This is a genomic window from Sphingopyxis granuli, assembly GCF_001559015.1.
In the GTDB taxonomy this organism is placed as follows: domain Bacteria; phylum Pseudomonadota; class Alphaproteobacteria; order Sphingomonadales; family Sphingomonadaceae; genus Sphingopyxis; species Sphingopyxis granuli.
In genome coordinates, this window is the sequence record NZ_CP012199.1 from 1,515,255 (window position 1) to 1,526,827 (window position 11,573).

Below are 11,573 nucleotides of genomic sequence, written 5' to 3' on the forward strand. Positions count from 1 at the left end.
GCTCGGCTTTGCAAGCATTGGGTTGCGCGGCGCGATGCGTTCGGTAAGGAAGGTTGGCATTTTCGGGGGCAGGGAATCGGGGCGCCGAATCGCCCGCCCCCGCAGGGACTTCTCCCGCAAGACACAGGATGGCGGACAAGAATGAAAGCGACGATCGAACGCGCAGTGCTTCTGAAGAGCCTCGGCCACGTCCAGTCGGTGGTCGAACGGCGCAATACCATTCCGATCCTGTCGAACGTCCTGATCGAAGCCGACGCCAGCGGGCAGTTGAAACTGATGGCGACCGACCTCGACCTTCAGGTCGTCGAGACCGTCGCCGCGAAGGTCGAAACGCCCGGCACGACGACCGTGTCGGCGCATACGCTGTTCGAGATCGCACGCAAGCTGCCCGAGGGGGCTGAGGTCAGCCTCGCCGCCGCCGACGGCAAGATGCAGGTCAAGGCCGGCCGCTCGAACTTCAACCTGCCGACGCTGCCGCGCGACGATTTTCCGGTGATCGCCGAGGGCGACCTGCCGACCAGCTTCGAGCTGCCGGTCGCCGAGCTGATCCAGATCATCGACAAGACGCGCTTCGCCATCTCGACCGAGGAAACGCGCTATTATCTCAACGGCATCTTCCTGCACGTCGCGGAGGATGCGAGCGGGCCGGTGCTGAAGGCCGCGGCAACCGACGGCCACCGCCTCGCGCGCTATACGGTGACGCGGCCCGATGGTGCGAGCGCGATGCCCGACGTGATTGTGCCGCGCAAATGCGTCGGCGAGATCCGCAAGCTGCTCGACGAGGCCGAGGGCAACGTCGAGGTCAGCCTGTCGGCGACCAAGATCCGCTTCCAGCTCGGCCATGCGGTGCTGACGTCGAAGCTGATCGACGGCACCTTTCCCGATTATAGCCGTGTCATCCCGACCGCGAACGACAAGCTGCTGAAGGTCGATCCCAAGAGCCTGTTCCAGGGCGTCGACCGCGTGTCGACGATCGCGAGCGAAAAGACGCGCGCGGTGAAGGTCGGGCTCGACAAGGATCGCATCACCCTGTCGGTGACCAGTCCCGAAAACGGCACCGCGGCCGAGGAACTGCCCGCCGGATACGACAGCGAGCCGCTGGAGATCGGCTTCAACGCCCGCTATCTCAGCGACATCTTGGGGCAGGTCGACGGCGACACGGTCGAACTGCATCTGGCCGACGCCAATGCCCCGACGCTGATCCGCGAAAGCGAGAAAAGCCCGGCGCTCTATGTGCTGATGCCAATGCGGGTGTGATGCCCGCGTAGCCATTCGTCATTGCGAGCAAAGCGAAGTCATCCAGAGCGGTGTTGCGCCTCTGGAGCATCGAGCGTTAAATCTGCGTTACCCTTCCTGCCGTTCGTGCTGAGCTTGTCGAAGCACCGCTCTTTTCTTGCGGCGCCAAAAGAAAGAACGGCCCTTCGACAAGCTCAGGGCAAATGGTTCGGATTTGACGCTCGATGTTCTGGATGGCTTCGCTTTGCTCGCAATGACAGGGACGGTCCCGATTATCCTGCCTTCGCGACCCGCCAGATCACGCCGCCGGTGTCGTCGGCAACCAGCGCGCTGCCGTCTTTCGCGACCTTGACGTCGGCGGGGCGGCCGCGCGTCGTCTTGCCGTCGGCGGCGAGGAAGCGGTCGAGGAGGATGACGGGCAGCGCGTCGGCGGGGCGCTTGTTGGCGCCGAACCGGACGAAGACGACGTCATAGCCCGTCGCGGGTTCGCGGTTCCACGATCCGTGGCGCGCGACCAGCACGCCGTTCGCCCAGCGTTCGCCAAGGTCGAGCCCCTGGGTGAAAGTCATCCCCAGCGGCGCGACATGCGCGCCGAGGCCATAGGCGGGGCGCTTGGTATATTGGCGCTGATCCTCCTCGGGCGGCGCAACGCGCGGATCGATGTAGCCGCCCCAATAATACCAGGGCCAGCCATAGAAATCGCCTTCGTCGATCTCGGCCAGATAGTCGGGGACGAGGTCGCTGCCCAGCATGTCGCGTTCGTTGACCACGGTCCAGAGCTGGTCGCTGCCGGGGTAGAAGGCGAGGCCGACGGGGTTGCGGATGCCCGCGGCGAACGTCCGCACATAGCCGTTCTCCGGCCGTACCTCGAGCACCGAGGCGCGCTTCACCTCGTTCGCCATGCCCTTTTCGCCGATGTTGCTGTCGGCGCCGACGCCGACATAGAGCCAGCCATTGGGTGCCGCGGCGAGGCTTTTCGTCCAGTGGCGGTTGGTGCCCTTTGCGGGCAGGTCGGCGATCTTCTTCGCCTGGCCCGTCATCTTCGTCGCGCCCTCGACATAGGGGAAGGCGAGAATGGCATCGGTGTTGGCGACGTAGAGCGTATCCTTCACCAGCGCCATGCCGTAGGGCGAGTTGAGGCCGGTGATATAGGCGCTGCGCACCTCCGCCTTGCCGTCGCCGTCGGCGTCGCGCAGCAGCGTGATGCGGTTTGCCGACACGCCGCCGGCGCCCGCCTTGCCCATCAGTGATTTCATCACCTTGCCTTCGATCCCGCCATCCTCGCGCGGCGGGCTCTGCGCCTCGGCGACCAGTACGTCGCCATTGGGCAGCACCAGCATCGCGCGCGGGTGGTCGAGCCCGTCGGCGAAGCGCGCGACGGTCAGACCTTCGGCAGCCCGCGGTGCCTCGCCCGCCGGCCAGCTCGTCGCCTCGGGGACGTTCATCGTCGGAAACGCCTCGGGATGCTGCGAGGCCATCACCGGCACCCGGCCGCTGAGCTCGGCGGTCGAGAAGCGTGCCACGTCGGGGCGCGACATGATGTAGAGGACGACGCCGCCGGCGATCAGGATCAACAGCAGGACGAGGGCGGCATATTTGACGATCTTGCGCATGGCGCCTGTCTACACCGGCGCTTCGCCGCGGCAAAGCGCGAAACACGGGCGGCAAGGCACATGCGCGTTAACCTTACCGGATCGTTCATCACGGTTGGGAACGGCGCGGTGAGGCGGTGGCGCTAGATGGCGGGTTCGATGCAACGGATCGGGGTTTCCATGCAGCTGCCCGCACCTTTCCTGGCCGACCGCGCGGCGGTCGACGAAGCCGATGCGCTGATCCGCGACCATGGCGAGGAAGCGGGCTTCGCCGCGGCGGCGCGCGCTGAGCAATATCGCGTGCTGGGCAACCATGTTCATTTCGCGCGCTGGCGACAAATCGAGCGCCTGATCACCTATCTGTCGATCGAGGCCCCGCTCGATACCGTTCACTGAGCGCGGCGACGCTTTACAGGCGCAGCCCCGCGGTCTCGGGCAAACCCGCCATGATGTTGAGGTTCTGGATGCAGGCGCCGCTGGCGCCCTTGCCCAGATTGTCGAGGCGCGCGATGAGCCGGACCTGGCTGGCATCGGCGTTGGCGAACAGGAACAGGTCGAGCCGGTCGCTGCCGCCGTCGGAGGCGCGCAGCAGCATTTCACCGCTTTCGGGCGCCGTGCCCATCGCGACGACCGCGCTGCCCGCATAATGATCGGCGAGCGCGCCGCGTAGCGCGTCGGGCGAGGCGCCGCCGGGCATCGCCGCGAGCGGCAGCGGCACCTCGACCATCATGCCGCGATGCGCGGGGACGACGGCGGGCGAGAAGAGCGGGGCGACAGCCAGACCGCAGCGCGCCTGCATCTCCGGCACATGCTTGTGGCCGAGTGCCAGCGCATAGCCACGCCAGGCGATGTCGCGGTCGGCCTCGAAGCGTTCGATCAGTGCCTTGCCGCCGCCCGAATAGCCGCTGACCGCATGACAGATATAGGGCCAGTCGGCGGGCAGCAGACCCGCGCGGACGAGCGGCGCGACGAGCGCGATGAAGCCGGTCGAATAGCAGCCGGGGTTGGAGACGCGCGCGGCCTGCGCGACCGCGTCATGGCCGCTGACCTCCGGAAAGCCGTAGATCCAGCCCGGGGCGACGCGGTGCGCGGTCGAGGCGTCGATCACGCGCGTGCGGTCGTTGTCGATCATCGCCACCGCCTGCCGTGCCGCGTCGTCGGGTAGGCAGAGGATGACGAAATCGGCGGCGTTCAGCGCCTCGCGCCGTGCCGCCGCGTCCTTGCGCCGCGCATCGTCGAGCGTGAGCAGGGTGAATTCGGCCCGCCCCGCGAGCCGCTCGGCGATCTCAAGGCCGGTGGTTCCGGCGGCGCCGTCGATGAAGACCGTGTGTGTCATGCCTGCCCCGGCCGCCGGGCGCCGATGATCGGCGGATCCTTGCCTTCGGCCGCGACGCGCGCGACCAGCTCGGCGAGCGGCTCCGCCTTGACCGCGCCCCAATGCCGGCTTGCATGGACGATCGTTTCGGGGTCCGTCATGATGCCGACATGGCCGGGAAAGAAGACGAGGTCGCCGCGCGCGAGAGCGGCCGGATCGACCGCCCTGTCGGGACCGAGCGCCGCGAACTGCAGGTCGCTGTCGCGCGGAAGCGGAACGCCCGCCGCGCTCCAGGCCAGCTGGACGAGCCCTGAGCAGTCGATGCCCTTCGCGGTGCGGCCGCCCCACAGATAGGGTGCGCCGACCAGCGCTTCGGCTATGCCGGCTGGATCGTCGTCGCGGCCGTCCGCTTCGACCAGCGCGGCGCGGGGCAGAAAACCGTGCGGCGTCGCGAGCCATTCGCCCTGCTCCTCGCCCATGACCAGCGCGCCGCGCGGCAGGATGGCCGATCCGCCGCTGGCGGCGTCGGGCGCGCTGTGCAGGATCGCCTCCGCGGCCGCGACGCGGTGGGTCGGGGCGATCGGTGCGCCGAGCGCTTCGGCGGCGAGATAGCCGACATAATGATCGGCAAGGCTGTAGCCCCACGCCCAGCCGCCGGTGAGGTCGAGCAGCGCGAAGGCCTCGCCGAACAGCAACTCGCTCGTCTGCCGGGCGTCGGGCGCCGGGTCGGCGCGCAGCGCCGTCGCCGGAAGCACGCAGCTCCGCATCATCGGCGCGGCATAGTGCGGGGCGAAATAGTGGCCGGCAACCGCGATGTCGGCGAGGTCGGGGCGGATCGCGACGACGCGGGGGTCGAACGGCTGCGACGTTCCGGCGAGGGCGAAGCGGTCGCGGCCCGCACCGGCCGCGCCGGGGCGCCCCATGCGTACCCGGCTCGCCGCGGATTTATCGCCAATCTCTGCTTTCACTAGCCGTCCTGAAAATGGATGAGGTCCGCCGGGGCGGACAATCGCGCGCCATTAGACCAGCGGGACGCGCTTTATCAAGGATGTTCAGGCCTTGCCGCGCCGGTCGTAGCGTCCTTGCAGCATCGCCCATGCCGCGCGCAGTCCCAGCGCCGCGCCGCCCTTCGGCCGCCCGGGCTTCGCCGAGGGGCGCCACGCGAAGGTATCGAAATGCGCCCAGGCCGCGCCTTCGGGAACGAAGCGCTTGAGGAACAGCGCGGCGGTGATCGACCCCGCGAACGCCGACGTCCCGGCATTGCCGAGGTCGGCGATGTCGGTTTCGAGAAGGTCGGCATAGCCGTCCCACAGCGGCATCCGCCACAGCGGATCGTCGCGCTCGACGCCGCCTTTCAGCAGTTCGTCGGCGAGCGCATCGTCGTTCGCATAGAGCGCCGGAAGATCGGGGCCGAGCGCGACGCGCGCGGCGCCGGTCAGCGTCGCGAAGTCGACGACCAGCTCGGGAGCATCCTCGCCCGCCTTCGCCAGCGCATCGGCGAGCACGAGCCGTCCCTCGGCGTCGGTGTTGCCGATCTCGACCGTCAGTCCCTTGCGGCTGCGCAGCACGTCGCCGGGGCGGAAGGCGTCGGCCGATATGGCGTTCTCCGCCGCCGCGACGAGGCAATGCAGGCGGACGGGAAGGCCGGTCGCCATGACGAGTTCGGCGAGCGCGAGAACGTGCGCGGCACCGCCCATGTCCTTCTTCATCAGCCGCATCCCCGCCGCGGGCTTGATGTCGAGCCCGCCGCTGTCGAACGCGATCCCCTTGCCGACCAGCGCGATGCGCGGATGATCTTCCTTGCCCCAGACGATCTCGATCAGGCGCGGCGCATGGTGGCGCGCGGCGGCGCGGCCGACCGCGTGGATCATCGGATAGCCCTGTTCGAGCGCTTCGCCCTTCGTCACCGTCAGCGTCCCGCCGTGCGCCCTGGCGATGCGTTCGGCCGCGGCTTCGAGTGCGGCGGGGCCCATGTCGGCGGCCGGGGTGTTGACGAGGTCGCGGACCAGCGCGACGCCGCGCATCTCGGCGACGACCGGCGCGATCGCCGCAACGTCGGTGGTCAGCAGCACGCGGCCCCCGCGCGCATCGGCCTTCGATCGATAGGCGTCGAAGCGATATTGCCCGCTCAGCCAGCCGAACAGCGCCTTGCCGGGCTGGCGGCCTTCGACGCGGTAGCGGCCTTCGGGCAGCGTTCGCGCCAGCTTAGCGAGGCACCAGGCCGACAGGCTGTCGACATTGGCGACCGCGGTCACCACCGACCAGCTTTCGGCATCGTCGCCGGGCAGAATGGCGTGGGCGTAGCCGTCGGGTTTGTAGCCGGCGGCGGCGAGGGCGGTGCGTTCGCGGGCGCTGCGCCCCTTCAGCCAATCGTCATAGCTTGTCTTGTCGACCAGATGGATGATGCGGGCGTCCTGCCCCTTGTCGGGCTGGATCAGATCGGAATAATCGAACATGCGGTCGTGCTAGGCCGATAGGGAAACTTTGTCGATTCCCGGCGTTGTTGGCGCATGACGAGGATATTCCCCCATCGCTCCGCGGCTCTCCTGTGCATGGGTGCGCTGCTTGTTGCCGGCTGTTCGGAAAAGGCAGCGCCGACCCGCGCCGAAAAGGAGGCCGCGGCGTCGGTCTCGGGCGCGCCGCCGAACGGTGCCGCCGATGTCGCGGCGAAGGAAGCGACCGCCTACAAGGTCGAGGAAAAGACCGACCTCATCGAATTCGCGTACAGCTATCCGGTCGAGGCAGCCCGCATTCCGGGGCTTGCGGCATGGCTCGACAACGACCGCGCGGTCCAGCGCGCGGCGCTGGTCGCGGCCGCCGAGCGCGACAGGGCGGCGGCGGCGAAGGAGGGTTTTCCCTATCACGCGCACAGCCACCTCCAGAGCTGGCAGCGCGTCACCGATACGCCGCGCTTCCTGAGCCTGTCGGCCGAGATCGGGACCTATATGGGCGGCGCGCACGGGATGCAGAGCTTCGACACGCTGGTGTGGGACCGTAACAAGGCGACACGGCTGAAGCCGCTCGACATGTTCACGAGCGGCGCGGCGTTCGACAAGGCGGCGAACGACGATCTGTGCGCCGGCGTCGAGCGCGCCAAGGCCGCGCGCGGCGTTGAATGGAACCGCGATACCGACAGCGTTTTTGGCAAATGCCCGGTGGCGTCGGCGCAGACGATCTGGCTCGGCTCGTCCGACGGGAAGAAGCTCGACCGGCTGACGATCGGGATCGGTCCCTATGAAGTGGGCCCCTATGTCGAGGGCAGCTACAGGATCGACCTGCCGATGTCGGCGGCGCTGATCCACGCGCTCAAGCCCGAATATCGGGGCGATTTCCGCCCGGCAACGCGAGGATAGCGACGATGGCCAGGCAGCCCAAGGCCGGCAAGGTCGGCGAAACCCCCACCGAGAAGCGCGGCAAGAAGCGCGCGGCGGCGAAGCTCGAAAAGGCGGTCGGCAAGGCGAAGACGATCGCCGATCCGCCCAGCGACCGCGAATCCGACCTCAACCGCCCGCCCCGGTGGGAACCGCGCTATCCGGGATCGGGCCGGCTCGACGGCAAGGTCGCCATCGTCACCGGCGGCGACAGCGGCATCGGCCGCGCGGTCTGTGCGCTTTTCGCGCGCGAGGGCGCCGACATCGCGATCGTCTACCGGGACAACAAGGCGGACGCCGCGGACAGCGTCGCGATCGTCGAGGGCGAGGGGCGCCGCGCGATCGCGATCAGGGCCGACGTCGGCAAGCCCACGGCGGGCGCGAAGATCGTCGAGCGGACGATCGAGCGCTTCGGGCGGCTCGACATACTCGTCAACAATGCGGGGGAACAGCATCCGGCGGAGGACATCCGCGACATCGACCCCGACCAGCTTCAGCGCACCTTTGCGACCAACATCTTCGGCATGTTCTACCTCGTACAGGCGGCGCTGCCGCATCTGCGCAAGGGCGCGGCGATCGTCAATTGCACCAGCGTGACGATGTACCAAGGCTCGCCGGGCTTGCTGGACTACAGCGCGACCAAGGGGGCGATCACCGCCTTCACGCGGTCGTTGAGCGAGAATCTGGTGGCGAAGGGAATCCGCGTCAACGCGGTGGCGCCGGGGCCGATCTGGACCCCGCTAAACCCGCGCGGCGGCGCCCCCGCCGACAAGGTCGCGCATTTCGGGGAGAGCACGCCGATGCAGCGGCCGGGCGAACCCAATGAGGTGGCGCCCTGCTTCCTGTTCCTCGCCTGCGACGACAGCAGCTATATGTCGGGCCAGGTGTTGCATCCCAACGGCGGGACGATCGTTAACGGATAGGGGCGCTAACGGATAGCGGGGGCAGACAGGAGACAGGTCATGCCAGCCAGATCCAGGGCTCAGCAGAAAGCCGCCGGCGCCGCGCTCAGCGCCAAGCGCGGCGACACCCCTAAGTCCGACCTGAAGGGCGCGTCGCGCGAGATGGTCGACAGCATGAGCGAAAAGCAGCTCGAAGAGCTTGCCAAGGGCGCGCGCAAGGGCAAGCCCGAGCACGTCGATTGACGACGACGGCGTCCTATTACTCGGCCGCCTCCAGTTCCGCCGGCGGCGATGCCGCCGCCTTGCGCGCGTGGCCGAAGGTCAGAATGCCGTCGGCGATCGTGCCCGTCCGCATGTCGACGCGGTCGCGCACATAATTCTGGCTGAGCCGCCACGGCATGTCGACCGCGCTTTTCGGCATGATGTGCAGCGCGCGCTGGATATAGCCCGACGAGAAGTCGAAGATGTCGTCCTCGACCAGCGTCGAGGGGTCTTCGAGCACCGGCGTCGCGACCGTGGTGCCGGTATCGCGCATATGGTTGAGGACGCGGCACACATATTCGGAAACGAGGTCGGCGCGCAGCGTCCAGCTCGCGTTGAGATAGCCGAACACCGCCGCAAAGTTCGGCACGTTCGAGAACATGCACGCCTTGTAGTAGAAATGCTGGCTCCAATCGACCGTCTCGCCATCGACGCGCACCGGAATCTTGCCCGCGACCGCGAGCTTGAGACCCGTCGCGGTGATGATGATGTCGGCGTCGAGGTGCCCGCCCGATTTGAGCTGGATGCCGGTCCGGTCGAAGCGCTCGATATGATCGGTGACGACCGACGCCTGTCCGGCCTTCATCGCCTCGAAGAAATCGGCGTCGGGGACGAGGCACAGGCGCTGGTCCCACGGATTGTAGGGCGGGGTGAAAGCGACCGGATCATATTTGTCGCCGAGCGCCTGCTTCAGCTTCTTGGTCAGGAAATCGGCGACCTTCTCCGGCTTTTCGCGCGCGCGGCGGAACACGATGTCCTGCAGGCGGATATTCTTGAAGCGCGTGATGCTGTAGGCGAGCTTTTCGGGCAAGATCTTGCGCAGGAAATTGGCGATCCCGTCCTTCGCCGGGCGGATCGCGTACCAGGTCGGCGTGCGCTGGAGCATCGTCACATGCGCCGCGCCCTTGCCGTCGCCCCTTTCGGTCATCGACGGGACGATGGTCACCGCGGTCGCGCCCGACCCGATCACCACCACCTTCTTGCCCGCATAGTCGAAATCCTTCGGCCAGAACTGCGGATGGACGATCTGGCCCGCGAAATCCTCGCGCCCCGGGAAATGCGCGTCATAGGGCTCGTCATAGTCGTAATAGCCGGAGCCGAGGTAGAGCCAGCGCGCGGTCGTCGTCGTGGTCGCGCCCGCGTCATCTTCCAGCGTCACGGTCCAGCGCGCCTCGGCGCTGCTCCAGTCGGCGCCGACTACCTTGCGGTTGAATCGGATATGGTCGCGGATATGGCGCTCGTCGACGATGCGGTTCAGATAGGCGAGGATCGACGGACCGTCGGCGATCGACTTTTCATGCTTCCATGGTTCGAAGATGAACCCCAGCGTGTGCATGTCGCTGTCCGAGCGGATGCCGGGATAGCGGAACAGATCCCAGGTGCCGCCCAGATTCGCGCGTCGCTCGACGAGCGCGAAGCTGCGGTCGGGACAGTTCATCTGAAGATGCACGGCCATGCCGATGCCGGAGATGCCCGCGCCGACGATCAGCACATCCTGATCGACGGGGGCGGCCGCCGTCCGTTCGCTGTGATCGAGGGTCGCGCTGCCAGCCATCATGTCGTCTCCCATTCGTCTTTGGCAAACAGCTTACGCACAGCGTTGCATTTTGCAATCGAATTGACGGGCACGGAAACCGGGCTCGACGCCATGCGCCATTGCCGCTGTCACAATATTGTCATAGGGGCGTCACCAATTCGCAATCACGGGTTCGCTTGCGCGGACCGCAAGGGGTAAACGCCGACGACATGCGGCAGATCGCTGTCCTTCCCTATCGATTCGGCGGGCCAGGCATGGACGGCCCGACCGAGATTCTGCTGATCACCTCGCGCGGGACCGGGCGCTGGGTGATCCCGAAGGGCAATCCGCTGAACGGCATGGAACGCCATGCGTCTGCAGCGGTCGAGGCGGAGGAGGAGGCCGGGGTGGTCGGCGCGGTCTGTCCGACGCCGATCGGCAGCTTCCAATATCGCAAGCGGCGCCCGAACGGCGCGGCGATCATGTATGATGTCGAGGTGTTTCCGCTCGCGGTGACGCGCGAACTCGACGAATGGAAGGAAATGGACGAGCGCGAACGGCGCTGGTTCCCCTTCGACGCGGCGGCGGCGTCGGTCGACGAGCCCGACCTTCAGGCGCTGATCCGTTCGTTCGGGGACAGCGGCTTTCGCGCCGCGGCGCAGCGGTCGGGGTTCATGTTCCACGTTGCCGAAAAGACAGGGGTCAATCGCATGTTTGCCTGGTTCCAGCGCCTGCTGCCGAGGCAGGGCAATTTCTTCGACCTGTTCGAGGCGCATGCGGCGACATTGGCGGCGGGCGCCGAGGCGCTTGCGCGGCTGCTGCAGGGCGGCGAGGGGATGGCCGATCACGTCCAGGAGATCGTCGAGCGCGAGCATGACGCCGACGAGATTACGCGCGAGGTCCTGCAGACGGTGCGCCGCACCTTCCTGACCCCCTTCGACCGCAGCGCGATCACCGACCTCATCGCCTCGATGGACGATGCGATCGACGAGATGCAGAAGACCGCCGGCGCCATCGACCTCTACGACGTCAAGACGTTCGAGCCCGAAATGTGCGACATCGCCGCGATCATCGTCGATGCGGCGCGGCTGACGGTCGAGGCGCTGCCGCTGCTGCGCAACGTCGCCGCCAACGGCGCGCGTCTGCACGAACTGACCGAGCGGCTCGTCCGCATGGAAGGGCATGCCGACGAGATCCACGATGCGGGCCTCCGCCGCCTGTTCAAGGAACATGGCGCGACGAACACCATTCATTTCATGATCGCGCGCGAGCTTTACAGCCATCTCGAACGCGTCGTCGACCGCTTCGAGGACGTCGCGAACGAGATCGACGGCCTGGTCATCGACCACGCGTGAGCGGACGGACGCAAGACATGCCCGG

At 67.4% G+C, this 11,573-nt stretch carries 11 protein-coding genes; 6 read left to right on the top strand and 5 right to left on the bottom strand.

The annotated features are described in order from the left end of the window. The first annotated feature begins 141 nt into the window (after window positions 1–141). Entirely contained in the window at window positions 142–1,257 is a 1,116-nt protein-coding gene (gene dnaN / locus SGRAN_RS07000; protein WP_067105679.1) for a DNA polymerase III subunit beta, read from the top strand. A 251-nt stretch (window positions 1,258–1,508) separates the two neighbouring features. Here the strand turns inward: dnaN and SGRAN_RS07005 are convergent, their stop codons facing one another. Then, window positions 1,509–2,849, bottom strand: a complete 1,341-nt coding sequence (locus SGRAN_RS07005; RefSeq protein WP_067181979.1) for a PQQ-dependent sugar dehydrogenase — start codon at window positions 2,847–2,849, stop codon at window positions 1,509–1,511. Window positions 2,850–3,008: 159 nt separating this feature from the next. Between SGRAN_RS07005 and SGRAN_RS07010 the strand changes: the two genes are divergently transcribed. Further along, window positions 3,009–3,224, top strand: coding sequence for a hypothetical protein (locus tag SGRAN_RS07010; RefSeq protein WP_082737434.1), 216 nt, complete (start codon window positions 3,009–3,011; stop codon window positions 3,222–3,224). Between the two features lie 13 nt (window positions 3,225–3,237). Here the strand turns inward: SGRAN_RS07010 and argC are convergent, their stop codons facing one another. The 3 genes from argC to SGRAN_RS07025 all read right to left on the bottom strand — a co-directional run bounded on the left by argC (window position 3,238) and on the right by SGRAN_RS07025 (window position 6,599). Continuing rightward, complete coding sequence (gene argC / locus SGRAN_RS07015) at window positions 3,238–4,164, bottom strand: N-acetyl-gamma-glutamyl-phosphate reductase (protein ID WP_067181982.1); 927 nt, start codon at window positions 4,162–4,164, stop codon at window positions 3,238–3,240. Beyond that, on the bottom strand, window positions 4,161–5,111 hold the full coding sequence (locus tag SGRAN_RS07020; protein ID WP_237233885.1) for a C40 family peptidase: 951 nt from the start codon (window positions 5,109–5,111) through the stop codon (window positions 4,161–4,163). Before SGRAN_RS07020 ends, argC begins: the two co-directional genes overlap by 4 nt. 84 nt (window positions 5,112–5,195) lie before the next feature. Next, window positions 5,196–6,599 carry a leucyl aminopeptidase family protein gene (locus tag SGRAN_RS07025; RefSeq protein ID WP_067181988.1) on the bottom strand — a complete coding sequence of 468 codons (1,404 nt, stop codon included), beginning with the start codon at window positions 6,597–6,599 and terminating at the stop codon, window positions 5,196–5,198. Window positions 6,600–6,695: 96 nt separating this feature from the next. On the opposite strand from SGRAN_RS07025, the gene SGRAN_RS07030 reads away from it, so the two are divergent. Genes SGRAN_RS07030 through SGRAN_RS07040 form a run of 3 tightly spaced genes read left to right on the top strand, consistent with a single transcriptional unit; the run spans window position 6,696 to window position 8,659 of the window. After that, on the top strand, window positions 6,696–7,496 hold the full coding sequence (locus tag SGRAN_RS07030; protein ID WP_237233887.1) for a DUF4163 domain-containing protein: 801 nt from the start codon (window positions 6,696–6,698) through the stop codon (window positions 7,494–7,496). 5 nt (window positions 7,497–7,501) lie between these two features. Continuing rightward, on the top strand, window positions 7,502–8,437 hold the full coding sequence (locus tag SGRAN_RS07035; RefSeq protein WP_082737122.1) for a glucose 1-dehydrogenase: 936 nt from the start codon (window positions 7,502–7,504) through the stop codon (window positions 8,435–8,437). Between the two features lie 39 nt (window positions 8,438–8,476). Further along, window positions 8,477–8,659 carry a DUF3008 family protein gene (locus SGRAN_RS07040; RefSeq protein ID WP_067181993.1) on the top strand — a complete coding sequence of 61 codons (183 nt, stop codon included), beginning with the start codon at window positions 8,477–8,479 and terminating at the stop codon, window positions 8,657–8,659. 16 nt (window positions 8,660–8,675) lie between these two features. On the opposite strand, the gene SGRAN_RS07045 is transcribed toward SGRAN_RS07040, so the two are convergent. Further along, a complete protein-coding gene (locus tag SGRAN_RS07045) occupies window positions 8,676–10,232 on the bottom strand; it encodes a flavin-containing monooxygenase (protein ID WP_067186963.1) in 1,557 nt (518 codons plus the stop codon). 191 nt (window positions 10,233–10,423) lie between these two features. Between SGRAN_RS07045 and SGRAN_RS07050 the strand changes: the two genes are divergently transcribed. Continuing rightward, window positions 10,424–11,548: a DUF47 family protein gene (locus SGRAN_RS07050; protein WP_169799626.1), complete on the top strand. Its 1,125-nt coding sequence runs from the start codon at window positions 10,424–10,426 to the stop codon at window positions 11,546–11,548. Window positions 11,549–11,573: the final 25 nt, after the last annotated feature.

Bases quoted from the DNA above. Each gene is read 5' to 3' on its own strand.
- dnaN (WP_067105679.1), top strand. From the start codon at position 142: ATGAAAGCGACGATCGAACGCGCAGTGCTTCTGAAGAGCCTCGGCCAC.
- SGRAN_RS07005 (WP_067181979.1), bottom strand. From the start codon at position 2,849: ATGCGCAAGATCGTCAAATATGCCGCCCTCGTCCTGCTGTTGATCCTG.
- SGRAN_RS07010 (WP_082737434.1), top strand. From the start codon at position 3,009: ATGCAGCTGCCCGCACCTTTCCTGGCCGACCGCGCGGCGGTCGACGAA.
- argC (WP_067181982.1), bottom strand. From the start codon at position 4,164: ATGACACACACGGTCTTCATCGACGGCGCCGCCGGAACCACCGGCCTT.
- SGRAN_RS07025 (WP_067181988.1), bottom strand. From the start codon at position 6,599: ATGTTCGATTATTCCGATCTGATCCAGCCCGACAAGGGGCAGGACGCC.
- SGRAN_RS07030 (WP_237233887.1), top strand. From the start codon at position 6,696: ATGGGTGCGCTGCTTGTTGCCGGCTGTTCGGAAAAGGCAGCGCCGACC.
- SGRAN_RS07035 (WP_082737122.1), top strand. From the start codon at position 7,502: ATGGCCAGGCAGCCCAAGGCCGGCAAGGTCGGCGAAACCCCCACCGAG.
- SGRAN_RS07040 (WP_067181993.1), top strand. From the start codon at position 8,477: ATGCCAGCCAGATCCAGGGCTCAGCAGAAAGCCGCCGGCGCCGCGCTC.
- SGRAN_RS07045 (WP_067186963.1), bottom strand. From the start codon at position 10,232: ATGGCTGGCAGCGCGACCCTCGATCACAGCGAACGGACGGCGGCCGCC.
- SGRAN_RS07050 (WP_169799626.1), top strand. From the start codon at position 10,424: ATGCGGCAGATCGCTGTCCTTCCCTATCGATTCGGCGGGCCAGGCATG.